23 protein-coding genes are annotated in these 23,895 nt (G+C 69.2%); 7 read left to right on the top strand and 16 right to left on the bottom strand.

Annotation, left to right across the window (positions count from 1 at the left end; all coding sequences use genetic code 11):
• Positions 1 to 6: 6 nt before the first annotated feature.
• On the top strand, positions 7 to 4,503 hold the full coding sequence (locus ABZ951_RS22165; protein ID WP_344094262.1) for an SDR family NAD(P)-dependent oxidoreductase: 4,497 nt from the start codon (positions 7 to 9) through the stop codon (positions 4,501 to 4,503).
• A 176-nt stretch (positions 4,504 to 4,679) separates the two neighbouring features.
• Complete coding sequence (locus ABZ951_RS22160; RefSeq protein ID WP_344094187.1) at positions 4,680 to 5,357, top strand: hypothetical protein; 678 nt, start codon at positions 4,680 to 4,682, stop codon at positions 5,355 to 5,357.
• Between the two features lie 141 nt (positions 5,358 to 5,498).
• On the opposite strand, the gene ABZ951_RS22155 is transcribed toward ABZ951_RS22160, so the two are convergent.
• Positions 5,499 to 6,800 carry a cytochrome P450 gene (locus ABZ951_RS22155; RefSeq protein WP_344094189.1) on the bottom strand — a complete coding sequence of 434 codons (1,302 nt, stop codon included), beginning with the start codon at positions 6,798 to 6,800 and terminating at the stop codon, positions 5,499 to 5,501.
• Between the two features lie 103 nt (positions 6,801 to 6,903).
• Positions 6,904 to 7,941, bottom strand: coding sequence for a ketoacyl-ACP synthase III family protein (locus ABZ951_RS22150; RefSeq protein WP_344094191.1), 1,038 nt, complete (start codon positions 7,939 to 7,941; stop codon positions 6,904 to 6,906).
• A 323-nt stretch (positions 7,942 to 8,264) separates the two neighbouring features.
• On the opposite strand from ABZ951_RS22150, the gene ABZ951_RS22145 reads away from it, so the two are divergent.
• Complete coding sequence (locus ABZ951_RS22145; RefSeq protein WP_344094193.1) at positions 8,265 to 8,642, top strand: DUF4357 domain-containing protein; 378 nt, start codon at positions 8,265 to 8,267, stop codon at positions 8,640 to 8,642.
• A gap of 82 nt (positions 8,643 to 8,724) precedes the next feature.
• Here the strand turns inward: ABZ951_RS22145 and ABZ951_RS22140 are convergent, their stop codons facing one another.
• Both ABZ951_RS22140 and ABZ951_RS22135 read right to left on the bottom strand, forming a co-directional pair.
• Positions 8,725 to 9,111 carry a fic family toxin-antitoxin system, toxin component gene (locus ABZ951_RS22140; protein WP_344094195.1) on the bottom strand — a complete coding sequence of 129 codons (387 nt, stop codon included), beginning with the start codon at positions 9,109 to 9,111 and terminating at the stop codon, positions 8,725 to 8,727.
• The gene (locus tag ABZ951_RS22135) at positions 9,111 to 9,350 is read right to left on the bottom strand and encodes a hypothetical protein (protein ID WP_344094197.1); all 240 of its coding nucleotides are present in this window, start codon (positions 9,348 to 9,350) and stop codon (positions 9,111 to 9,113) included. The genes ABZ951_RS22140 and ABZ951_RS22135 overlap by 1 nt, the downstream gene beginning before the upstream one ends.
• Positions 9,351 to 9,529: 179 nt before the next feature.
• On the opposite strand from ABZ951_RS22135, the gene ABZ951_RS22130 reads away from it, so the two are divergent.
• The 4 genes from ABZ951_RS22130 to ABZ951_RS22115 all read left to right on the top strand — a co-directional run bounded on the left by ABZ951_RS22130 (position 9,530) and on the right by ABZ951_RS22115 (position 13,451).
• Entirely contained in the window at positions 9,530 to 9,847 is a 318-nt protein-coding gene (locus tag ABZ951_RS22130; RefSeq protein ID WP_344094200.1) for a hypothetical protein, read from the top strand.
• Between the two features lie 102 nt (positions 9,848 to 9,949).
• Complete coding sequence (locus ABZ951_RS22125; RefSeq protein WP_344094202.1) at positions 9,950 to 10,525, top strand: transcriptional regulator; 576 nt, start codon at positions 9,950 to 9,952, stop codon at positions 10,523 to 10,525.
• 9 nt (positions 10,526 to 10,534) lie between these two features.
• The gene (locus tag ABZ951_RS22120) at positions 10,535 to 11,338 is read left to right on the top strand and encodes a HEAT repeat domain-containing protein (RefSeq protein WP_344094204.1); all 804 of its coding nucleotides are present in this window, start codon (positions 10,535 to 10,537) and stop codon (positions 11,336 to 11,338) included.
• 298 nt (positions 11,339 to 11,636) lie between these two features.
• On the top strand, positions 11,637 to 13,451 hold the full coding sequence (locus tag ABZ951_RS22115; RefSeq protein ID WP_344094206.1) for an ankyrin repeat domain-containing protein: 1,815 nt from the start codon (positions 11,637 to 11,639) through the stop codon (positions 13,449 to 13,451).
• 109 nt (positions 13,452 to 13,560) lie between these two features.
• Here ABZ951_RS22115 and ABZ951_RS22110 read toward each other — a convergent pair whose 3' ends face one another.
• The 12 genes from ABZ951_RS22110 to ABZ951_RS22055 form a co-directional block, all read right to left on the bottom strand.
• Complete coding sequence (locus tag ABZ951_RS22110; RefSeq protein WP_344094208.1) at positions 13,561 to 14,682, bottom strand: NUDIX domain-containing protein; 1,122 nt, start codon at positions 14,680 to 14,682, stop codon at positions 13,561 to 13,563.
• A complete protein-coding gene (locus ABZ951_RS22105) occupies positions 14,679 to 15,281 on the bottom strand; it encodes a class I SAM-dependent methyltransferase (protein ID WP_344094210.1) in 603 nt (200 codons plus the stop codon). The genes ABZ951_RS22110 and ABZ951_RS22105 overlap by 4 nt, the downstream gene beginning before the upstream one ends.
• Positions 15,278 to 16,561, bottom strand: a complete 1,284-nt coding sequence (locus ABZ951_RS22100) for an MFS transporter (protein WP_344094212.1) — start codon at positions 16,559 to 16,561, stop codon at positions 15,278 to 15,280. The genes ABZ951_RS22105 and ABZ951_RS22100 overlap by 4 nt, the downstream gene beginning before the upstream one ends.
• On the bottom strand, positions 16,558 to 18,588 hold the full coding sequence (locus ABZ951_RS22095) for an ABC transporter ATP-binding protein (protein WP_344094214.1): 2,031 nt from the start codon (positions 18,586 to 18,588) through the stop codon (positions 16,558 to 16,560). Before ABZ951_RS22095 ends, ABZ951_RS22100 begins: the two co-directional genes overlap by 4 nt.
• A gap of 410 nt (positions 18,589 to 18,998) precedes the next feature.
• A complete protein-coding gene (locus ABZ951_RS22090) occupies positions 18,999 to 19,337 on the bottom strand; it encodes a hypothetical protein (RefSeq protein WP_344094216.1) in 339 nt (112 codons plus the stop codon).
• A gap of 15 nt (positions 19,338 to 19,352) precedes the next feature.
• Positions 19,353 to 19,544 carry a hypothetical protein gene (locus ABZ951_RS22085; protein WP_344094219.1) on the bottom strand — a complete coding sequence of 64 codons (192 nt, stop codon included), beginning with the start codon at positions 19,542 to 19,544 and terminating at the stop codon, positions 19,353 to 19,355.
• Positions 19,541 to 19,819 carry a hypothetical protein gene (locus tag ABZ951_RS22080; protein WP_344094221.1) on the bottom strand — a complete coding sequence of 93 codons (279 nt, stop codon included), beginning with the start codon at positions 19,817 to 19,819 and terminating at the stop codon, positions 19,541 to 19,543. The genes ABZ951_RS22085 and ABZ951_RS22080 overlap by 4 nt, the downstream gene beginning before the upstream one ends.
• The gene (locus ABZ951_RS22075) at positions 19,816 to 20,592 is read right to left on the bottom strand and encodes a glycosyltransferase family 2 protein (RefSeq protein WP_344094223.1); all 777 of its coding nucleotides are present in this window, start codon (positions 20,590 to 20,592) and stop codon (positions 19,816 to 19,818) included. The genes ABZ951_RS22080 and ABZ951_RS22075 overlap by 4 nt, the downstream gene beginning before the upstream one ends.
• Positions 20,589 to 21,170, bottom strand: coding sequence for a hypothetical protein (locus tag ABZ951_RS22070; RefSeq protein ID WP_344094225.1), 582 nt, complete (start codon positions 21,168 to 21,170; stop codon positions 20,589 to 20,591). Before ABZ951_RS22070 ends, ABZ951_RS22075 begins: the two co-directional genes overlap by 4 nt.
• A gap of 51 nt (positions 21,171 to 21,221) precedes the next feature.
• A complete protein-coding gene (hemC, locus tag ABZ951_RS22065) occupies positions 21,222 to 22,136 on the bottom strand; it encodes a hydroxymethylbilane synthase (protein WP_344094227.1) in 915 nt (304 codons plus the stop codon).
• A gap of 32 nt (positions 22,137 to 22,168) precedes the next feature.
• Positions 22,169 to 23,080, bottom strand: a complete 912-nt coding sequence (locus ABZ951_RS22060; RefSeq protein ID WP_344094229.1) for an endonuclease/exonuclease/phosphatase family protein — start codon at positions 23,078 to 23,080, stop codon at positions 22,169 to 22,171.
• A 155-nt stretch (positions 23,081 to 23,235) separates the two neighbouring features.
• The gene (locus ABZ951_RS22055; protein WP_344094233.1) at positions 23,236 to 23,814 is read right to left on the bottom strand and encodes a DUF6624 domain-containing protein; all 579 of its coding nucleotides are present in this window, start codon (positions 23,812 to 23,814) and stop codon (positions 23,236 to 23,238) included.
• Positions 23,815 to 23,895 lie beyond the last annotated feature (81 nt).

Below are 23,895 nucleotides of genomic sequence, written 5' to 3'. Positions count from 1 at the left end.
GAGCCGGTGCCCTGGCCGGAGACGGACGGACGGCCCCGCCGGGCAGGAGTCTCCTCGTTCGGCGTCAGCGGGACGAACGCGCACGTCATCATCGAGCAGGCGCCCGCCCGGGATGACGACGCCCCGGACCCGGAAGACGGGCAAACAACTCCCTCAGCCCTGCCGTTGCCGTTGCCGTGGCCGGTCTCAGCGAAGACTGAAGGTGCTTTGCGAGCGCAGGCCGGACAGTTGCATCGCTTGCTCACCACCCAACCCGAAACGGTTCTGGCGGATGTGGGGTATTCGCTGGCGTCGGGCCGGTCGGTGTTTGATCACCGCGCGGTGCTGCTGAGCGGGGATCGGGACGGATTCCTGGCCGGGTTGTCGGCTCTGGCCGCCGGTGAAGAGCACGCCTCTGTGGTCCGGGGGACCAGCACGAGCACCAGTGGCACGGTGCTGGTCTTCCCCGGCCAGGGCGGTCAGTGGGCGGGAATGGGCCGGGGCCTGCTGGAGAGCTCGCCGGTCTTCGCCGCGTCCATGGAGGAGTGCGGGCAGGCCCTGGTCCCGTTCACCGGCTGGGACCTGACCGGCATGCTCAGCCGGCCGCAGGACGATCCCGCGTGGGAACAAGCAGGGGTCGTCCAGCCCCTGCTGTTCGCGGTGATGGTCTCCCTGGCCCGCCTGTGGTCCTCCTACGGCATCACTCCTGACGCCGTCATCGGCCACTCCCAGGGCGAGATCGCCGCCGCCCACGTCTGCGGCGCCCTCACCCTGCGCGACGCCGCGAAAATCATCACCCTGCGCAGCCGGCTTCTGGACGAGATGGCCGCAGACACGGGCACCATGACCGCCCTCGCTCTGTCCGGGGACGAAGCCGGCGACCTCCTGGAACACCACTGGCCAGGCCGGGCCTGGGTAGCCGCACACAACAGCCCCCGCTCCACGATCATCTCCGCCGAACAGACAGTGGCAGAAGAACTCCTCGCCCACTGCCGCGAACACCACATCAGAGCGAAACAGATCCCCGTCAGCTACGCCTCCCACAGCCCCCACGTCGAAAGTGTCCGCGACGAGCTTCTGGCCGGTCTCGCAGACATCACCCCCCGCCAGGGAAACATCCCGTTCTTCTCCACCCTCGACAACCAGTGGAACGACACCACCAACCTGGACGCCGGCTACTGGTACCGCAACCTCCGCCACCCCGTCCGCTTCACCCAAGCCGTCCACACCCTCCACCAGGACGGCCACCACCTCTTCATCGAATGCAGCCCCCACCCCACCCTCACCACCGCCATCCACGAAACTACCGACACCACTCCGAACGAGACGGTTATCCCGGTCACCGTCACCGGAACCCTGCGCCGCAACACCAACGACACTCACCGCTTCCTCACCTCCCTCGCTCACGTCCATACCGCCCGGGCGGTTGACTGGGCCGCGCATTACACCCGGTGCTCCCCTCGGCCTCGTCTCACGGATCTGCCGACCTATCCGTTCCAACGCCAGCGGTTCTGGCTCACCGCAGCGCCGGGCACCGGGGACGCGGGAGCAATGGGCCTGGAACCGGCCGGACACCCACTACTGGGCGCGGCGGTGGCTCTCGCCGAGGGGGACGGGTTCCTCTTGACCGGCCGGATCTCCCTGTCCACCCACCCCTGGCTCGCCGATCACACGGTCGCCGGCACGGTCCTCCTCCCCGGTACCGCCTTTCTCGAACTCGCGCTCCAAGCCGGGCACCACACCCACACCCCCCACATCGAAGAACTTACCCTCCACACCCCCCTCACCCTCCCCGACGACCAAGCGACCGTCCTCCAAATCACCGTCAGCACCCCGGATGACACCGGACACCGGACCCTCACCATCTCCTCCCGCCCCGAAACCCCCCACAACCCCGACACCGACCACACCTGGCAACACCACGCCACCGGCACCCTCCGCCCGGAAGCGTCCGGCCCCCCGACCGCGGCCGACCTGCCGTCGCTCCCCGGCAACCAGGCGGTGGAGGCATGGCCACCACCAGGGGCGGTCAAGCTCTCGGCGGCGGAACTGGATCAGCTCTACGACCAGTACGCGGTCACTGGGCTCGTCTACGGGCCTGCATTCCAAGGGCTGCGAGCGGCATGGTGGCAGGGTGCGGACGTGTTCGCTGAGGTGTGTCTGCCCGAGGAGGAAGCGGGCGAGGCTGACCGATTCGGTCTGCACCCGGCGCTTCTCGACGCCGCCCTGCACGCCGCCGCACTCCTGCCGCATGGTGAAAGAGACGGACAGCCTGTCCTGCCTTTCTCCTTCACCGATGTGTCGCTGACCCTGGCAGGCTCCAGCATGTTGAGGGTCCGGCTCACCCTGGGGCAAGGCACAGGGGAACGACGCTCTGTCTCACTCGCAGTAACCGACGAGACGGGCCGCCCAGTGGCCGCCATCGGTTCGCTGGAGCTGCGCCAAGTGTCGGTGGACGCGCTGCGAGCGGCATCTCCCACTCACCGGCATGAGCACCTCCACGGCCTGGAGTGGCAACGGGGGCCTCGTACGGAGGGAGCCCTGTCCACCCCTGCGGCGACATGGGCCGTACTGGCGGCGAACGCCTACGCGGGGGAGGGCTTCGGGTCGCCCGCCCCGGTCACGTTCACCGACCCGGCCGCCTATATGGCGACTGTGGAAGAGGACGGCACGGAGCCTGCCGGAAATCTTCTGCTGCCGGTGCTCGCCGGCAGCGACGGGCGCACGGGGTGCGGCGCAGTGGAGGACATTCACACGGTCACACACCGCGTACTGGGTCTGGTGCAGGCGTGGTTGCTGGACAGCCGGCTCAATGACAGTCGGCTCGTCGTTCTCACCAGAGGGGCGGTGGCGGCCACCCCCGGCGAGGACGTGCGGGACCTGGCGGGCGCGGCGGTGTGGGGGCTGATCCGCTCCGCACAGTCCGAGAACCCGGGCCGTATCGTCCTCCTCGACCTGGACGATCTCAACCCGGACGGTCTCGACCCGGACGGTCTCGACCCGGACGGTTCACAGGACGTCCGGGCCGCGGTGGCGGCACTGGTGGCAGGGGGAGAGCACCAAGCGGCCCTGCGTGACGGGGAACTGCTCGTGCCCCGCCTGGCCCGGCTCCCCGCCCCCCAGGGAGCGGCGGCCGCCGACGAGGTCCCGGACCCGAAGCCGTTCGGGTCTTCCGGCACGGTGCTGATCACCGGTGGTACAGGGGCGCTGGGCATGGCTCTCGCCCGTCACCTGGCCCACGAGCACGGTGTGCGGCGGCTGCTGCTGGCCAGCCGCAGCGGGCCGGACGCACCGGGCGTCGGCGCGCTCCTGGAAGAACTGGCCGCCTCGGGGGTGGAAGCCACGGTCCAGCCCTGTGACATCGGCGACCGTGCCGCTGTGGCGGCGCTTCTGCGCGGTATCCCCGCCGAGCACCCGCTCGTCGGCGTCGTCCACCTGGCGGGTGCCCTGGATGACGCCACGTTGACCTCGCTGACGCCCCAGCACCTCGACGCGGCTCTCCGACCGAAGTCCGACGCCGCGCTCCACCTCCACGAACTGACGCGCGAAGTCACCACGCTGACGGCGTTCGTCACCTACTCCTCGGCCGCCGGGACGTTCGGTTCACCCGGCCAGGGCAACTACGCCGCCGCCAACGCCGTCCTCGACGCCCTCGCCCACCACCGGCACGCCCACGGCCTGCCGGCCCTGTCCCTGGCGTGGGGCCTGTGGGGAGAGACCAGTGGTATGACCGGGCACCTGGGCCGCGCGGACCGTGAGCGCATGGCTCGCACCGGCATCAGGCCGCTGACCACGTCCGAGGCGCTCTCGCTCTTCGATGCGGCCCTGACCTGCGGCCGGCCCACGCTGGTGCCCGTACGTCTGGATACGACGGGTTTCCGTATCGGCCGCGCCGTCCCGCCGCTCTTCCGGAATCTGGTCCGCGTGCCGGCCCGGCGCTCGCGGACGGACGCGGACCAGGGCCCCGACGTCTTGCGTGCCCGCCTCGCGGCCCAGGACACGGCCGGCCGGAAGAACGTGATGCTCACTCTCACCCGCACCCGTATCGCCGCAGTTCTCGGCCACCCGGGCCCCGAAGCCGTCAATCCCCGGGCCTCGTTCCGCGACCTCGGCTTCGACTCGCTCGCCGCCGTGGAACTGCGCAACGGACTGCACGGAGACACAGGACTCCGCCTCCCCGCCACTCTCGCCTTCGACTATCCCACCCCGGTCGCGCTCGCCGAGCACCTGCTCGAACGGCTGCTGCCGGAGGTCGGCGACGGTGCGGAGGCCGTGCCGCCGGCCTTCGCCGAACTCGGCCGCCTGGAGGCGGCCCTGTCCGGCGTGGTGCTCGGCGCCGACAGCCGCAGCGTTCTCGCCCGGCGGCTGCGTGCGCTGGCCGGAGAGGTGAGCAGAGCGGCGGAACCGGGTGAGAGCGGACCCGATCGCAGTGCCGAGCTGCACACCGCGACCGACGAGGAGGTGTTCGCGCTGATCGACAAGGAAATCGGTGGCAACGGATCGGTGGCATCTGACCGGCAGTGAGACAGCCTCCTCGTCCCTCAAGGCGCCCGGTTCAGCAACCACCGTGGGCCGGGAGTCAGTCGGTCCGCGGCCGCGACACCATGTCAGCTGCCCTTGCGACAGGTCCGAACGGGAAAGTATGACTGCCCGGATGAGTACCATCGGCCGCGAGCACACTCCCAGAAGGCGAGAAAACAGTGACTGACCAGACCGACCCCTCGGACGCCATCAGCCTGGCGGACCAGTACCGCGAGAAACTGACCGCCGACCTGGTGTCCAACGCGGACGAACAGAAGCGCATCACTGCCGAGCTGGAAGCTCTTCAAGCGCGCCTGGAGACCCTCCGCCAGGACCACGCACTGATTCTGCGCATGCAGGAATCACTGGCCTCCCGGCCGCTCGCCGCCGCTGACAGTGCCGAGGGACCGGACACCGCCACGAAGGAGGAGACGGCAGCGGTTCCCCGCCAGCGCCGGGGAACCGCCGCGCGAGCGGGCGCCCAAAAGCCCAAGGCACCCCGCCGAGCAGGGAAGACGGGGCAGCAGGACGCGCCCGTCGAGAAGGCCGCACGGGCTGCGAAGGCCCCCCTGCACGCACTCGTCGCCGCGTGTCTGAAGGAGCACGACGAACCTCGCTCGGCCTCCGAGATCACCGCCACCGTCGCCACGGCCTACCCGGAGCGCGAGGTGAAGCCCACGCTGGTGCGCAACGCCTTGGAAACGCTGGTCTCCCGCGGTCAGGCCCTGCGCACCCGGCAGCAGCGCTCGGTGTTCTACTCGGCGGCGAGCCAGGCGGACACAGCGGACACAGGCACAGACGCAGACCGGACCGCTGGGAAAACCGACGAGCCTGCCGAGGCGACAGCGAACTCCTAAGCCTTCCACCGGCCGGCGGGGTCCAGATGAACGGCGGAGGCGGGGACGAGCCCTTTGCGTGCCCGCCTGCACCAGTGGGCCGGGTCCCCCCTGCGCCTGGCAGGCGGCGCAGGGCCCGCCGTGGCGTTCACGAGCAGGTATTCATCCGGTTCGTCCGGTCCATCCGGCGGTGAAGCGGCACGGCAGTCGACTGATCTTATTGAGAGATGTGCTGGCCGTGTACTGAGGCTCCTCCGCTTCGATATCCGGTAGCCGACGCAACAGAGTGGTGAAGAGGGCGCGCAACTGAAATCTGGCGAGCTGGGCAGCCAGACAGAAGTGGGCGCCACCGCCTCCGAAGGCTACGTGGGGATTGGGATCGCGGCTCAGATCGAAACACTCCGGCTCCGGGAAAATCGAAGCATCACGATTGCCTGAAGGATAGAACATCACCACCTTGTCGCCTGCCTTGATGTGTTGGCCGCCGAGTTCTGTATTGATTGCCGCAGTGCGACGGAAAGTCATCACGGATGTGGCGTAGCGAAGAATTTCCTCAACGGCAGTTCCGATACGCCCTTCCAGGTCCTCCAGCAGCCATGCTCTTTGCTGGGGCAGATCGGTCAACAATTTGAGCCCGTGGTTAATGGTTTGCTTTGTGCTGTCATAGCCTGCAATGCAAAGCAGTACAAATAGGTCGACGATCTCGGAATCGGTCAGCCGTTCCCCTTCGGATTCTGCCTCGACCAATACAGTCATAAGGTCATCGGCCGGCTGGGCTCGTCGCCGCGTGGCCAAATCCAGTGCTACGTCGCGCAGAAAGCGATTACCTTTCATCGCCCCTTCCATGAGGGCGAGCCCGTCCGTAGCCGTTTCGTCGGGTGCGACACTGCTCAACGCGATCGCTGCCGCGACGACGTCATCTTGCTGGTCACGAGAGATTCCGACAATGTCGGAGATCACGCGCATCGGAAAAAGTGAGGAACACTTCTCGATGAAATCTGCCCGGCCGTCAGGGCAGGCGGCCAATTCATCGACAATCTGTCTCGCGTGCGCCTCCATGATCTCTTTCATCTGGGTGACGCGCTTCATCGTAAACGCACCGCAGACCAGTCGCCTCAACTTCGTGTGTCCGGGGTGATCCATGGCGAGAAGGGATAGTGAGCCGTCGAGAGTTCCCTCAGGGATGTCCTCGAACAAGACGCCGGCTCCGGCGATGAACACGCTGTTCTGGCGGCTGACTGTGACGATATCCTCATGCCGAACAATGGCCCAGAAGCCCGCACCCTCACTCGGCGCTGAGTTTCCTTCGATGGGTGGATGCCAGGAGACCGGCCGTTGTTCTCGAAGTACTGCATAAGATTTTTCCCGTTGGGCTGCGGTTTGCGACCAGAAAGCTCGCGATGACAGGTCAACGGGATCATATGGCCTTCTGCCCTCGACGGCCGGAAAGCGGTCGGAAACCATCAACCCTCCACAAGGATTAGTGAACGTCTATGGCATCGACGGGCCTATGGCATCGATGGGCACTTAGCTCTGCAACGTCGAATCCGTCACGATGTTCATCTGTCTATCCACGCTCACCCACCCAGGAAGGAAGCGTGGCGATCTCGACGACCGCAGCTGCCATGCCCAGTCCCGGTCCGTATCCCATGAGGAGAATCCGGTCGCCCGGGCTGAGCTCCTCAGCACTGAGCAGATGGTCCAGGGAAAGCAGCTGATCACTGGCCATGACATGGCCCACCCGGCAACCGTAATCCCAGGTGGACTGCTCCATCTGGAACCCCAGGGCGGCGATTCCGGCGCGGACGTTCTTCAGGCTGCCGTGCGGAAGAGCTACTCGCGCAATGTCTGCGATACCGATTTCAGCGTCCTCAAGGGTGCTGGTGAGCAGCTCGTTCTGCGCCTCCCTCGTCTTCGAAACAAGATCAGGGTAGGACCCTCCGCTGTCACGAAACTCGACCATTCTGGCACCCAGGTCGAGCGGCTGATCAACGGGCAGGGTGGATGGATTCAACGACTGATTCCCCCGGTGAATCCCCTCGAGCTCAGGCACCGCCACGGAATTCACAGAAAGTAGCCGAGCAAACCCTGGGCTCCTGGTGAGGATTGCAGCCGATGCTCCGTCACCCAGCACGTATCCCGGGCTCGCCTGCCACCGATTCACCAACGGTGAACTCATGTTGTCCGACGCGGTGATGATAACCGCCTCAGTGGCGGTGCCTTTCAGATATGCCGCCGCCAGCTCAAGAGCGCCGAAGACACCGTTACAGCCCTGACGTACCCCGACCGCGAGCAAATCACCTCCCACCACTTCCCGCATGAGATACGACTGCGGTAGCCAACCACCAGGGCCCGAGGGAAAGGAATCGACGTAGAGCAGCAGCCCCAGCGTCGATACATCTCCCGTCCAGCGTTCCAGCGCCTGGCGTGCGGCCCGGGCAGCCAATTCCGGAGCCGGCGTTTCTTCGGCAACGGCTACCCCGAGAAAACCCGACTCTTCCGCCACCGCGGCGTCCAGCAACCCGTCATCAATCGCTTGGCGAACGCTCGTGCAGTCGGGTACGTCCACCCCCACTGCGGAAATATAGACGTCGGATGTTCGCACCTGCGCTCCTCTTTTTGAGCTCTGTGCCGGGCCTGGAAGCTCTGTTGAAATGGGAGATAATCGCCATTACCGCATGGGCTTGGCAGGGATGGCGGAAATATCATCGCCGATATATTAGCCATCGGGAGGATGCTGAGAAACCCCTAGTGGCCCCAGATTGTGATTCCGCATAAAACTGCGACGGGATCTGGAGTTTGATGGCCGAGGTGGCGTGGGTGGAGGCGCCGGGTAAATTCCCCCGGGTCGCTGGAGATCGAAGAAGATAGGCTGATTCCGCAAGCCAATCCGCTCGGTGTAGCCATCCTCCGGGAGCCTGTATGCCCATGCTCAGCATTCACTTCGATTCCGCGGTGATCGCGCACTTGGCCAACGCCGGCAGCGACGAGACCATCCACGTCACGCTTGCACCGGGCATCGGGGCCGCAGCAACGACGCCGCCGCCCGTCGTGCCTCGCGGCGCCCTCACCGGCTTGCTGCAGGCGGGGCTCCTGGCCCCCGGCGCCGTGCTCACCTTCCACCGGTACTGGGCCAACCGCTTCGGCCGCGCGGTCGTCACCCCTGACGGTCAGTTCGCCGAGGCCGCCACCGGCAACGTCATCAACAGCTGGACGCTGTGGCACCTTTCCGACGGCCGCACGCTGGACGACCTCCGCCGGGAACTCGCGCTCGATTCCTCGTTCGGTGGGTACACACCCGCGTGACAGGGCGGACGTGGGGCGGAGCGCCGGGCGATGCTCCGGGAATTCCCCTGCGACGTTGCGTGGCCGGTCTCGGGCAGGGTCGCTATCCGGTGTGGCTTGCGGTGGGCCAGGAGCGCAGGAGCGCGGCGATCTGGGGTGCGGTGCACGATGGTTCGAGGAGCAGGTCACGCAGGGCGGTGGCGTCGGTGCGGGTGGGTTTGACGGAGATGCCGGAGGCTTCGAGGTACATCACGCCGCTGGCGGCGGCGACGGTCAGGTTCGAGCGTTCCAGCCAGGGGCAGCGGCCCAGGGTGTGGACCAGGGCCGCGGCACGGGCGTAAGGGCCGTCATAGACCGGCCGGTCGAGGAGCTCGGCCTGATGCCGGGCGCAAGCGGCGACCGGTACCCCGTAGTCGTCGGGAGAGGGGTCGCGGACACCGGCGATCTGGGCGACCTGCAGGATCCAGGCCACATCGACATGCAGCTCCATCAGGCGGCACGCGCCCCGGGACCGGCCTTCCGGGCATCTTCGGCTTCGTCGAAAACAGCGCCGTGCTCCTCGATGAACCGGGCGGCCGCGGCCATGGCCCGCTCGCGGATCCCGCTGGCGTCCTCCATCACGAGCTGCGCCAGATAGTCGCCGAGGGACAAATTGCGCGCCGCGGCCCGCTGGCGGGCCAGTTCCGCGACCTCTGCATCGACGCGTGCACCGAGCTGTGTCTTCCCCATACCGGCACGGTAACAGCTGTTACCAGCGGCGGGCAAGGAAGGAAGGGCCCCCGCGGCCGACGCGGCGGCGGGGGTCCGCACATTTACCAGGTCCAGCCGCAGCCGTCGGTTGTGTGCGAGTGCCCGTGGGCGCCAGCATGAGTCCCCTGACGAGAATCGGGCGACGGGAGTGGTCAGCAGTGAGTGCCATCCGAGACGGCGACAAGGTCCGCATTGAGGCCAACGGTTCAGGCTGGGCCAATGGGACCGAAGGCATCGTGGCCGGCGCCTGGAAAGGCCGCCGACGCGTCAAGATCACCAAGAACGCGCCGGCAGGAGTCAGCGCGGTCCTCCTGGAGGAAGACGCCGTCTGTGCCCGGATCGGGGAGACGGCGCTCATGCCGTTGTGCTCCTCGTGCCAGGGCGGCGGAAAGATCGAATGGGAGGACGAAGAGGGGTGGCAGCATGAGGCGCCGTGCGATACGTGCAACGGAGAAGGAGAAATGGGCCTTGGGTAGCCTGGTGGCGGGGCTTTCGGAACTCCGGGCATGCGCTTGACCGCCGTAGGCGACGAGGCCGGGCAGCGACCGTACTGAGACGGGTGGGGAAGGGCAGGGGTAGTGCCGGAGAGGAACATCGATTTCGGGAAGTTCGGTGCCCGGGGCAGCAAGGGCAGTGATGCTGTCGCGCGTCAGCTCGACGAACTCGCGGGCGGCATCGCCACCCCGGTGACGGCCAAGCGCGGCCTGCTAGCGCGTCTGCATTACCTGACCAGGTCCGGCAAGAGCCGCCAGGCCGCCAGGGAAGCCGGGCTGACGGTCACCGACCGGACGCTGAAAGCGTGGTCGGAGGGCAAACGGTCGCCTACGAAGGCCAACCTGGAACGCATCGACCAGGCATATCGGGTGGTGCGCCGCCAGAACGTCGCCCGGCACCTCCTGGCCCGTCTCAACCGCGAAGGCCGCGGGACGAGGGTGGAGATCCACCCCCTCAATCAATCCCAGGTGCCACGGCCGCTGCAACGAGTGGTGGAGTACCGGACCATGAACATACGCCGCTGGGACAAAATCGTCTCCTCCTGGGCGGCCGGTGACCACCAAGCCCTGGACGATACGTGGACCGCCGACGTGCTCCCGGATCTGGGCTCACAGTGGGGCCAGTACGAGTACGTCACCAATGTCGGCTTCGCCGCCTAGTTTCCGGCTATGGCGATGTTCGTGCACATAACCTCGGCGGCGAACGCGTCGCGCATCCGGCGATCCGGAATCCGCGCGACCGGCTCCGGACAGAGCGGCACGCGCGGGGTCTACTGCTTCCCGGTGCTGCCGTCGTACACCCTCACCCATCAATGGCTGCGTGAACTGGCCCGCTTCGGCAGCCGGGGAGGGCTCGTGGCCGTCCATGTGCGACTGGACGACGACGAGCATGTGCTGGTCGGGCGCTACACGGATCGCACGCGGAACGCCCAGGCCACCGTCCCCGCGGCCGAGGCGGTGCGGCGGATCGCCGCACTGGACGACCCGCGCGGGTGGGAGGTTGTCGTCCCCAGGGCGGTCCGGCCGCGCGAAGTGCACCGGATCCGCGCGGCGCCACAGGTGGTGGGCTGGCGTTACCAGCCGGACGCGCACGGCGTCCGCCCGTGCACCTGTTTCGGTTGCCGGGTGCGCGGAGGGTACGGGGCGCGGCGCCTGCGCGAGCGGGTGCCGCATCCGCTGGACGGTCCGCCGCCACCGGCGAGGGTGCTGCTCGCAACGGTCACGTCAGCAGGCGACCCCGGAGACCCGGCCGTGCTGCGGGAAGCGCTGCACTGGTTCGGCATGCGCCGACGGGGCCCGCTCGCCCGGCTGACCCACCTCGCTGCCCACCCCCACCCCGGTGTGCGGGAGGACCTGGTGTGGGCGGTCGCCGGCTGGTCCACCCCCGGGGTGGCCGAGCTGCTGGATCAGCTTGCCGACGACCCGCATCCGGATGTCCGTGAGGCGGTGGAGATGGTCCGTGAGCCGCAGTGATCGCCGAACCGGCGGATCACCGGGCTGAGTTGTGCCAGACGTGACATGGCCGGCCGTCCGCGCGCAGAACTGTCCTCGCCGCCGCGGGCAGAAGCCGGGCCGCCAGTATTACGGCGTAATGAAGCGGCGAACCAAGCCTTCGGCTTCCGACGGCTTCACGGCCTTTCCTCGCTGCCATCCTGGCGGGGCCAGGGGCCAGTCCGGGACAACGCTCAGGGCCCATTGCGCCAGGCTCAGCGACCGGTGCCGCCTGTGTCCGACACGTGCGGCCTCGGCCGGAGGCCGAACGTCCGAGGGCTTGTCGAAGGCACTGAACGAGGTGGTGCTGCGCAGTGCGGGGCTCTTGCAGACGACCTTGAGGATGTACGGCTTGCCGTCGGTGGCGGGAGACCGCGCAGAAGAAGCTGACAGGGAAGAGTCACGGAGGCGTGCGAAGCGTCGTTCTTGTCCCGGCAGCCATGTTCTGGGGGCGTTGTCAGTGGCGGGTGCCATCATCGGCCGCATGACTTCTTCTCGGTTACTCACTGCTTACCAGTCGGCGGGCGATCAACCTTTTCCGCCCGAGTGGTGGTTCGTGCCCGCCCGGCTGCCGCACAAGACCGTGGTCGGCACAGGGCCGGACACCACCATTCTGCTGACCGGTTGGGAAGTGTGGCCGGATTCGCTGAGCATCCGGCTGAGCGTCTTCCGACGCCAGGCGCACGAGAGCCGCGGCGGCGGCCCGGACGGGCTGCGGTTCACCGTGCTGCTTGCCGACGGTCACCGTGCCGGCACCCTGGACCCGGACCAGTGGAGTACCTCCGGCCATGAGACGGCACAGCCCAGTCTCCGGCTCCTCGGCGGAACGGGTGGACTCTTCCACTACGGGATCAAGCTGCACCTGTCCCAGCTTCCGCCCGAGGGCCCGCTCACCCTCATCACCGAATGGCCCGCACAGGCCGTCCCGGAAACCCTCACGGAGTTCGACGGCACGGCGCTGCGGGTGGCTGCGGAGGAGGCGGTGGAGGTCTGGCCGGACCTGCCGCCGCCGTACGAGCAGCAGAACCGCGGCTGGATGACCATGGGGCCGTCGGAAATCATGGCGCAGCCCCAGCATGTGTTCTTCTCCGAGCCGCAGCACCCGCAATCGGTTCAGCGGGACCGCCCGGACTGGGACTACATGGGGTCCGAGGGCTGGAAAGATCCGGAGGTGGTGCGGGCCCGCCTGGCAGCGGGTGCCGACCCCGACGACCCCGATGCGCGACCGTTGCACCGGGCCGCCGCCGTCGGCAGTCCGGAGGTGGTCCGGGAACTGGAGAGGGTGGTCACCAACGTCGACCGGACCGACGACGAGGGCGTCACGGCTCTGTGGGAAGCCGTCTGCCACGGAGCCGAGGAGAACGCAGCCGTGTTGCTCGCCGCCGGGGCTGACGCCTGGACGGCCCGCATCGGCCGCTGGTCGCCCGGGCGGCTCGCCCTGACCACCCGCCTGGCCCCGTTGTTCGGCGACGCCGTCATGGCCAGCTCTCAGCTCACCGACGCCGAGCTTGCCGCCTTCCGTGCCGCCGACGCGCAGGCCGCGGTCTTCGGCGAGGGCCTGAACACCGAGGGGATCTCGGTGGCCTTCGTCTCCGGAGTGGATGCGACGGAGGCGATCCGCCGACTCGAAGCCGACCCGTACCCGACCGGTTCGGAGGAATACGACCCCTTTGACGACTGGGATCACAGCAGTCGGGTCGTCGGGGTGACCGCGGTGCCGGGCGGTTGCGTACTCCTTCAGCCCACCTTCTATGGATTGAGCACCGATTCCTGTCTGACCGCCGTGACGACTGGCGGGGGACGGGCGTACGGCGTCTACTTCAACCCCAAGGGCGGCACCTTCGGCACGCTCGCCACGGACGGTCAGGTCCGGCGCAGAGAGGAAATAGGTCTGCCACCAGATGAGCAATCCCCTGAAGGCTTTTGGACCCATCGCTTTTGGCTGTGGGACGCCGAAGAACGGCTATGGAACGCGAGCAAGCTGGCCTACGCCTGTGACCAGGCCGGGCTCGCAATCTCCGACAGCCGTGCGGTGAACGGGTCTCCCGACGTATGGGCAGAGCTTCACGAGGACAGCGTGCTGCTGACCGACTAGACGGTGCCCCGCTGTTCAGGGTGCCAGGGGCAGGCGTCATCACGGGCCACGTCCTTCTCCCCTGTCCGGTGAAGGCAGAGTGACGGGGTACTGGTGGACCGGCGGGTGGTCAATGGGGAGATCGGACCGCCATGCGCGCAGCGCCTGCGCGGACGGCACGAAGAGCGGATCCGGCAGCGCGTCCGTCCTCGCCCACTCCCAACCGGCTCACCAGCTCTGGCTCCACTGCCGTCGGGCTCCCCGCGTGCACGGCGACCACTGCGACGGCGGTCGCCCGGTTGGTGCCGCCGACCTCGTCGAGCAGCAGCGCGATCACCTCCACGTTGTCCGTCTGAGCGGACAGCGACGTCTCCTCGCGCAGCTCACGGACCGCGGTCTCCTCAAGGGACTCCCCGGGCTCGACCTTCCCGCCGGGGCACTCCCACACCCCGGACCGGTGCAGACCCAGAAGAACCCGCTCCTCGGCATCGGTGACGATCACGCACACCCCCAGAGCGGTCTGGGCGACGGGCGGGGCCGTCGTGCGCGGTCGGCTGGTCACCCGTGCGCACCGGCGGGCGGTGATGAGCTGGCAGGTCACCGGGTCGTCATCCGTGGGCGACGGCAGAACAGTGACGTCCTTGATGAGGAACCCGGCCTCCACCAGTAGGTCCTCCCACAGGGCCGGGGTGAGCACCCACATTGAGGTCGTCAGCATGCCGTCATCGCCCAGACGCACGCCTTCGGGGCGTGGGTGGACGGTCGAGGACGGGCCGAGGCCGTCCCGGTTGGTGTGCAGCACGGAGAAGACCAGGCGTCCGCCGGGCCGGATCCGGGGCGCGAGCGCCGGCAGGAGCTGGTGGGGGTCGACGAAGCCGAAGGAGTGCATGGCGTACGCGACGTCGTACGGCTCTGTCTCTAGGCGGAGGTGCTCGAGGATGTCGGCCAGGATGAAACGAACGCCCGGCTCGTCCTTGCTGTAACGGTCGAGTGCCCGCTGGTGCTGGGTGGGGGAGCCGTCGACCGCGTCGATGACCGCGCCGTAGGCGCGGGCGAGGTGCACGGCATAGCGGCCGGTGCCGCTGCCGATGTCGAGGACCCGGCGGCCGGCCAGGTCGCCGAGCACTTCGTCACCGGGCCCTCCGTCCCAGAACGTCCAGTTGGCGCGCTGGGGTTCGGGCGGGTTGGTTCCGCGATCGAGGTGATAGCGCCCGAAGTCCGTCCACACCTGGCGATCGGCCGTGTCGCTCATCGGTGTCCCCTTGTCTCCGTGTCGTCGGCGCTCCAGGCCCGGAGGGCGTAGCAGCGCAGCGTCCCCAGGTCCGTGGCGCGGACCGTGCCCCACCGCCTGGTCAACAACTCCTCGTCCAGGCCCGTGATCCCAATCGATGCGTGCTCGGGGGGAAGGCGGTCGGCCATGGGGGTGACCACCCAGAAGACGCCGCCGGAGTCCAGGAGGCTGCGCACGCGGTCGAGGAAGGACGGTTTGTCCTTGATGAACGCGAAGAGCAGACGGGCGGTGATCAGGGCGAAGGCGCGCTGCGGCAGGGGCGGCGGCTGCGTGGCCTCGATGTCCGCGCAGCAGTACTGCACCGGCCCGGCGGTCGGCTCGGCGAGAGCGGGGGCGACCGGCGTGCAGTCCAAGCCCGTGACCTCGTAGCCGAGGCCGGCGAGGTGATGGGTCAGCGCGCCGTCGCCGCACCCGATGTCCAGCGCGAGGCGCCCACGGCCAGGACCCGTGTACTGGGCCAGGAGCGCGGTTTCGGCGTCGGTGAGCGGGCTGTAGCGTCGGCCGGATGCCCACAATCTCCCCCAGTAGGCGGCTGGGTTGTCGATCTCGTCGGTGGTCACGCCGGTTCCCCTTCCGGGCGGGGGTGAGAGACGGGGGCTGTGTCGGGAACGTGGTGCATGGTCCGGATCGAGGAGGCGAAGAGCACGACGAACGGGATGATGAGGGCGGCGGTGCCGAGGGCGAGGGTGTTCCACACACCGATCCAGGTGCCGGCCGCCCCGGCGGCGAGGGCGGCGAGCGGTCGGGTGCCATAGGTGATCCACTGCCCGGTGGCCAGCATCCGGCCCTGCATGCCCGGCTCGCACACGGCCTGGCGGATGCTGCGCTGGGTGGAGCCCTGCGCGGTGGCAGCCGCCAGCTGGACGAACAGGCCCGCAGCGACGGCCACTTGCCCGGGTCGGCCGGGCTCGACGATCAGGATCGGTAGTTCGGTGAAGGGGAGGATGGCCAGGGCGGTGAGCATGACCCGGGCCGGGCCGTATCGGGCCACGAGCGGGCGGACGACGAGCGCGCCGGCGACGCCGCCGAGCGCGGCCACGCTCAGCAGGGTGCCCAGCGTGGTCGCCGAATAGTGCAGGTCGCGCAGCAGGTAGACCGACCAGATCGTGGTGAGCACGGCGAAGACGGCGGTGAAGGCGGAGCCGGTCAGCAGCAGCGGCCGGATCGTGGGGTGGCGCACCACGTACACCACGCCCTCCTTCATCTCGTGCCGCATGGTCGTCTGCGCGGGCCGGTCCGGCGCGGGTTCGGGTGTGCGGATGCTGCCGAGGAGGAGGGCGCAGGCGAGATAGGAGGCGACGTCGAGGTAGACGGCGCGGGCCGGGCCGAGGACGGCGACGACAGCGCCGCCGAGCTGGGCCCCGGCGCTGTCGGCCAAGGAGCTGACGGCACCGGCTTTCGCGTTCGCCTCCAGCAGCCGGTGGCGAGGCAGCAGAGAAGGCAGGTAGCTGATGCGGGCGGTGGAGCCGAACACGAGGGCCGTGGAATTAACCAGAGCCACCGCGTACAGCAGTTCCAGCGATAGATGGTCGGCGGCATCGGCCAGCGGGATGACAGCCAGGGCCGCACAGGAGAGCAGAGGCGCGCCGATCATGGTCGGGCGTTTGCGGTGGCGGTCGGCCAGGGCCCCGGCGGGAAGAGCGAACAGCAGCGGCGGCAGCCGCTCGGCGAACGCCAGGAGGGACACCTGCCACACCGAGGCGTGCAGCGAGACCACGGCGATCAGCGGCAAGGCCACCGAGGAGACGCCGCTGCCCACGAGGTCGACCGCGTTCGCGCCGAAGTACCGGGCGAAGTCCCGATGCCGCCACAGGCTCTTTCCCGACGGGGCGCTACTCACCGGATGGCGCTCCCTTCCTCCGCGTCCGCCGGCTGGCGGGGGGAGGGCAGGGCGGCGTCCTGGAACTGGGCACGCTGCATCTCATACAGCTCACGAAACGCCCCGGCCGCCGACGGGGCGAGGAGTTCTTCGAAGGTGCCGGACTCGACCAACTCGCCCTTGTCGAGGACGTGGATGAGGTCGGCGTGCCGTACGGAGGCGAGGCGGTGGGTGATCAGAATGACGGTCTGGCCGCCGTCGGCAAGCTTGCGGATCTGGTCGAAGACTTCCAGTTCGGCCTTCGCGTCGAGGGCGGAGGTGGGTTCGTCGACGATGAGGATCCGGGCGTCGCGGTAGCGGGCGCGAGCGATACCGAGCTTCTGCCATTGGCCTCCCGACAGCTGTCGGCCGCCCTTGTAGCCCTTGTTCAGCAGGGTGTCCCAGCCCCGGGGGAGTTCGGTGGCGACCTTGTCGGCTCCCGCGTAGGCGGCGGCTTGCTCCAGAGCCTGCTCCTCCAGTGGCCGCTCGGGTCGGCCGATGGTGATGTTCATGCGGCAGGTGAACGGCCACCGGTGAAAGTCCTGGCTGACGATGGCGATCTCGTCCCACAGGCGGGCGCGGTCCAGCTCGCGGGCGTCGGTGCCGCTCCAGCGGATGGTGCCGTCGTCCGGGTGATAGAGGCCGGCCAGCAGCTTGGAGACGGTGGTCTTGCCGGAGCCGTTCTCGCCGACCAGCGCCACGATCTTGCCCAGAGGGATATCGAGGGTGACGTCCTTCAGCGCGGGCCGGTCCGTCGTGGGAGCGTCAGCGTTCTCTGGTTCGTCGTCGGTGTCGCTGTCTTCGGGGTAGTGGAAGGTGACGTTCTCGAAGCGGATCAGCGTGAGGTCGTCGGGTACGGGTGCGCCCCCGACGGGGATCGCTCGAAGGGCTGCTTCCTGGAAGAGGCGCTGGAGGTCTTGGACGTAGCACGCCTGCTCGTAGAGGTTGTTGACCTGGAGAACCAGGGTCGCCAGGCTCTGCCCGCCGGTGCGGATGGCCAGCACAGCGGTCCCAGCGACGGACAGGGCCATCAGGCCCGTGGCCAGCAGCGTGCCGAGGGCGATGTAGGTGAGGGCGGCGGCGATGCCGGTCAGGGCGGAAGCGGCCAGGCGGACACGGGCGCGGCTGGTGGCGAGGCGGGACTGCTCCTTCTCGTACGCCTCCGACATGCCCCGGAAGTGATGGAGCAGAAACGGGCCGACACCATGGACGCGGATCTCCGGGGCAGGGCCCGTCTGCATCAGGGACTGGCTCAGCAGGCGCCCGGCCCGCGAGTGCTGCATCCACTGCTGGTAGCTGGCGTACCGGGCCCGCGAGTTCCGCAGGGACGCCCACGAACGCGGAAGGGTCATCAACACCAGGAGAGGCAGCAGTGCGGGGTGGAGCACGGTGAGGACTCCGGCGGCGGCCACGAAACTCACCAGGGAGCCGACGACCCCGGTGCAGGAGCTGACCATACGGCGCGCTTCGCTGGCGCCGATCTTGGCGCTGTCCATCAGCCGGTTGAACTCCGCGTCCTCGACGGCCGACAGCTCGACCTGAACGACGTGGGTGAGGTACATCTCGGTCGCAACGCGCTCGACCTTCGGCTCCAGCCGTCCCGTGCCTGCCGTGGAGGCAGCTGTGGCAAGGGCGCCGAGGATGCCGGTGATGGCCACGCCGATCATGGCGGGGATCGCGTCCTGCACCCGGTGCTCGATGGTGCCACTGGCCAGGACTGTGGCCAGAACGCTGTTGATCGCGATCAGGCCGACGGCCTGACTGACGCCGCGGGTCAGCTCGCCGCCGCCGACCGTCCACATCGCGCGGCGGTCGGCGCGCCAGGCAAGGCGCACGGTGAATGCCACCAGGTGGGGCAGCTGAAGGGCCATCGCCCACAGCGACATCCGGAAGTAAGCGTCCCGGTGATCGGCCCACCGTGCGTCATACAGCAGCGGGCCGCCGAACAGCAGCCGCTCCGACTCCGATCCCTCCGAATCGGCGGGGGTGGCTTTGGGTTTCAGCTTCATGCGGCGCCTCCTGCTGTGGGGGGTGCGGCGGGGGCGGTGAGCGGCTGGCGTTCGAACAGCAAGGGCACCCTCTTGGTGGTCGTATGGCCGTTGTGGTGGTGATGCACTTCGCCTCCTCGTTGACGCGGGGATCGGACGAGTGATCGGGGAAACGGCCCCTGAACGGAGTCGGTCACGGGCTCCCGGGGGCGTTTCGTCGCGCGTAAGTTCGGGTCGGTGTCAATGGGTCTGTGATCGCGGGGCGGGAGCTCGGGCGGGCTGTGTGCGATTCACTCGGCCGTGGCCGCTCACCCGTTCCGGGAGTTGCGTTGCGGACGGAAACGGCCAGCCGCCACGGGCCGCCCTGGGGCTTCCGGGCAACTGGCGCGGTGCCTTTGCATCTGGCCGGGTGACGGGCCCGCCGGGCATGCTCATGGCCCGGCGCCTTCCCGGGGCTGCCGCTGGCGAGAGGATCCGGCCTGCGCTCCCTGACGGTGGCCACCGTTGCCCGGGGCGCTGGTTCGTGCCTTCCCGCCCGTGGCCTGTGGCGTGGAGGTCTCCCCGGAGAGGGCCTGGTGGAGCAGCGTGGGGTCCGTCATCCCGCCGGGCGGGACGACCCACCGGACGTCCCGGCCGCCGGCGCGGGCGCCGGGCAGGGGCAGCTCGATCACGGTGCCTCTGCGGAGTCGGCGCACGCCGCGCAGGTTCCATGCCAGCGCGGGCTTCATGTCGATGAGGAACGTCCAGCTGCCGTGGTAGACGCTGGCCACAATGGGGCCGCTGTTTCAGCCGAGTTGGGCGAGCGCCTGCTTGCCGTCGGCGGCGAGGACTCTGATCGCTTCCCACTCCTCACCGCACCGGGCGCGGTGGACACTGGCCAGGGACGGCTGGTGTCCCCCGTCGCTGTTCCTCGGTTCGGCCGGGACCCCGTACGGGTCGAGCGATATCGCGGTCCAGAGGGTGGGCGAGGCATTCATGTGAGCTCCGGCAGGATGTTGGCTGAGGCGAGCAAAGTCAGGGCGAACGCCGGGCAGTTGCGTGGGCCGACATCAAGGTCGATGCCGCAGGCGCTCATGGTCGCGTCCCGGACGGCGGGGTGGGCGCCGAGTTCGGCGGGCCGCGCGGCGTCAGGATGAGCGACGGCGACCTTCACGCACCGGTCCCCGAGGGTGTAGGTGACGGCGAGGACGTTGCCGGGCCCGCCGAGCAGGTCGATGAGGGTGTCAGCGGTGCCGAAGAGAAGTTCGTTCACCGGCCACACCCCAGACGGGCCCGGAGCCCAGCGGGGTTGTGCGGGTGAGGGCGCAGAACACGGCTGACCGGCACCTGATGCCACCGGGCGCGCTTCCACAGGGCCCTCATGGTCAGGTCCTGGGGCCGGATGTTCCGGTACACCACCGCTCCTGGCACCACGGTCGCCAGCCGCCCATCCTTCTGGACTCGTAGGGCCAGCTCGCGCGCCCCGTGGCGGGGGTGGCGCGGTCCGCGCGTCGCAGGCTGGTGGTCGAACCTCAGCTCTTCGGCTCGGGGCATGCCGAGGTTGCAGCCCGACAGCTCATAGGGAGACTCCAGCTCACACGGGGTCTGTGGCCAGTGCGTCGGCATGAACAGGGACAGCACGTCAGGCGGTAGGGCCGGGGGGCGGGCGGCGGTGAACTGGGGAAGGACTCGGCCGCCGGCCAGGCTCGCTCCGCTGTGGGTCAGGGCGCTGACCATGGCGCGGACCCAGTCGGGGGCCGGCATGGCGTCCGGGCTGGTGATGAGGATCCAGCGGCCGGTGGCGGCCTCGATGCCCGTGTTGTGGGCGTGCGGGAGGCCCGGCCGGGGCTCGTGCACTACCCGCGTCGGCACCCACCACCTCCGCAGCGCCGTGGCGTCGATGACCGGGCGGGGCCCGTGGTCCACCACGACGACATCGATCTCACCGAGATAGGTCTGAACCGCCAGATGCGCGAAGAGCCCGGGCAGTTCCTGGGGGGTGCCGCGCACGGCCACGACAACGGTGACCGGGTCCGGGCAGGTCATGACGCCTGCCCGCCCGCGCCCGGCCGGGTGGTGGAAGCGGTTGGGCTGTCGGTCCCGGGCAGCAGGGCGTACTGCCAGGCCCGGCGCACGCTGTGGGCGGGGGTCTCGGCTTTCAGCTTGGCCATCAGGCTGCGGTTGATGCGGGTGAGGCTGTCCAGGGAGAGCATCCGGGAGCCGCTCAGGTGCTGGAGGGTGATGCCGCCGGTGTGGGCGAGGAGGACCATCCACTCGTTCGGGACGAGCACCGGCGCGGGGGCGCTGACTCTTGCGGGCGTGGGGAACGCCGGGTGGCCGTAGGCGCGGTGGACCAGGAGAGGCATTCGTGGTGCGCAGCCGAGCGTGGTGGCGGCGGTCGCGAAGTAGGACGTCAGCGTCGTCTGCTTGATCCCCATGGCCTCGGCTGCCTGCTTCCTCGTGCGGCCAACGGCGATCAAGGTGAGCGCGGTCAGCAGGTGAGGGTTGAGGAAATCCGAGGCGACCAATGCCTGGTACTCGGGGGCGGGCACAAGAGGGGCGAGAACAAAGCCGTAGGAGGACGCAGCGGACGAGGTCGGCGTGCTGGGGGGAGCAGGAGACATGGGGTCGCCTTTCCGGATGCAGCGGGTAAGAGGCCCAGGCGGGTGGTTGCTCTACAGGGCCGGGGCGTGGACGTGGGCGGGTAGGAGGTCGCGGGCGCCGCTGCTCAGCAGTTCGTGGGCGACGTGGGTTCCCAGGGCGGCGGGGTCGGTGCCGATGTGGTGGGAGTGGAGGAAGCGGCTGCCGTCGGCGGCGAACACGGTGCCGCGCAGGGACAGCCGGCCATCGGGCCGGGTGGTGCAGTGCCCGGCGGCCGGGGCCTCGCAGCGGCCCTTGAGTACGCGCAGTAAGACACGCTCGGCGGTGACCTCCCGGCGCGTGCGGTCATCATCGAGCGACGCCAGGAGACCGATGGTCGTGGCGTCGTCGTCGCGGCACTGCAAGCCCACCACGGCGGCCCCCAAGGGCGGGCACATCCGCTCGACGCCCAGCACCTCCGCCGCCTGCCGCCGTTGCCCCGCCCGGTCCAGAGCACATACCGAGACGATCAGACCATCGACAACACCGGCCTCCATCGCGGCCAGTCGGGCATCGAGACCGCCGCGGAGCGACTCGACCCTCAGACGGGGGTGGCTGCGAGCCAGGTGAGCGGCGCGCCGGACCGAGGAGGTGCCGATGCGGGTACCGTCCGGCAGCCGGTCCAGGGGAAGCCCGGCCCGGTGGACGAGGGCATCCCGGCGGTCTCCGCGCGGCAGGTAGGCGGCGAACCGGGCGCTCATGGGAGTCAGGGGCACACCGGGCACGTCCTTCATACAGCGCACGGCCACATCGCAGTCGCCCTTGAGCAGGGCGTGCTCGACGGCGCTGACGGCCGTGCCCTTTTGGACTGTCGTCACCCCGGCCGGCTCGTGGAGGACGATCTCGGTGGTGATGCCGGGGTGGTGGGTGGCGAGCGCGGCTCGTACTTGCTCGGCCTGGGCTTGGGCCATCGGGGAGGAACGAGCGCCGATGCGCAGGCGGCGGGGCATGGGGGTCTCCTGGGGAAGGGTGGGTGTGGGGTTCAGGGCGCGAGGTCGAGGACGACGGGCAGGTGATCGGACAGGGCCCGCGTCGTCTCGGTGTCGTGGACGGTGGCTGCGGCGATGTGGTCCACGACGTGCCAGTTGGCCAGGATGAAGTCGGAGCGGTGATCGACGGCCTCCGCCGGGCTCCAGTAGCCCACGGTGCGGGGCGGTTTCTCGCCGAGGATGTCGAACGGGTCGTGGAATCCGGCCGTGGTCAGCAGCTGGATGGCCCGCCGGTCGGTGTCGCCGAACTCGCCGCCTGCGGTGAGGTGGCAGTGGCGCGAGCGGAGGTGGGCCGGGATCCGCCGCCATTGCGGCTCGGGGTCATGGACGCCGATGGTGTTCAGGTCCCCGGCCAGCACCACCCGCTGCGGCTCACCCTCGTGCGTGTCGCCATAGCCGGCCAGCCATTTCGCTTCCGCATACCGTTCGGCTCCGCCGAGGAAGGACAGGTGCGTGAACAGCACGGTCAGCAGCGGCTGTTCCCGGATGGCGAGCCGGGCGCGACCGAGTCCGTGATAGAAGGCGCCGCGTGCCGCGTCGGGTTCGTAGTCGTCGACCCGTACGGTGGCCGGCCGGTAGAGCAGGGCGAGGTGATTGCCCCGCCCGTGCCGGGAGAGCACCGGCGGCAGCGGCACCGTGCCCAGCGCGTTGGCCGCCTGCCACAGCCGCCACCAGCCGCCCTCGTCCCAGCCGCGCAGCTCCTGCAACGCGATCACGTCCGCGTCCAGGAACTTGATCTGCTGCTGTCGCCGCCACTCGCCGCCGTCGGAGTCGATGCCGCCGGTGAGGGTGTTGTAGGTGACCAGCCGGGCATGGTCCACCCCCTGCCCGGGGGCGGCTGCGACGGTGTGGCCGTCGGTGACCTGCCAGCGGGCCGGGTCAGAAACGACCAGCTCATGGGCCACGGCCCCCGCCTGGCGGACAGGTAAACGGGGCCGTGCAGGGGAGGAGGTAATGGAGCGCATGGGGCTGCTCATGAACGTCCTTTCGAGAATGCGCAGGGGTCGAACCAGCGCCGGGGGCCTCTGGAGGGCAGGCGCGCCACAGAGGGTGGTGGGGGTTACCGGGTGGGGGTCAGGCACGCGGCCGCGAGCGGGCCGCGGGTGAAGGCCACCAGGCGCAGGTCCGCCGGCCGGGCCTCGCACAATTTGGGCAGGCCCACCCGGTGACGGCGCAGCCCGAGCAGCCCCGGATCGGCGACGGGGTGCCGGGTGAGCGCCCCGTCGGCGCCGAGGATGTACTGGGTGCCGTACAGCTGTGGCTTGCCGCCGTCGTGCATCAGCTGCCGGTCCGTGAAATAGGCCAGGTGCCGGGCCGGGGCATCCTCACGGTCCACCGACTCCAGCAGCAGAGCGTGGGCCTTCTGCTGAAATACCGACTGCCGGTCGCACAGCAGGGCCACCCACCAGGCGGCCTCCGCCCCGACCTCACCCACCAGAGCGGGCCCCGGCCAGCCGTGGGTGTCGAGCATCAGTTCCAGCTCCCGCGCGGCGCGGCTCTCCCATTGCACTATCTCCAGCAGCTCTGCCCGTGTGGGCACCAGGTCCCGCGTGATGCGGGCGGCGACGCCCTCGCGGTGCAGGCGGCACAGCGTGATCAGGAGATCCAGGCGGAGGGGCGTGCGGGTTTCGGTCCTCATGCGGGTGTCCTTCGGGGCACGGCAGAACGAAGAAGCGGTCAAGCAGGGCGCGGCGGTGCGTGGGCCCCTCGGGGGCGGCCG

The sequence above is a fragment of the Streptomyces sp. NPDC046215 genome (assembly GCF_040646215.1).
In the GTDB taxonomy this organism is placed as follows: domain Bacteria; phylum Actinomycetota; class Actinomycetes; order Streptomycetales; family Streptomycetaceae; genus Streptomyces; species Streptomyces stramineus.
The sequence above is the reverse complement of the archived record's forward strand: the minus strand, read 5'-3'. Positions and strand labels throughout refer to the sequence as shown.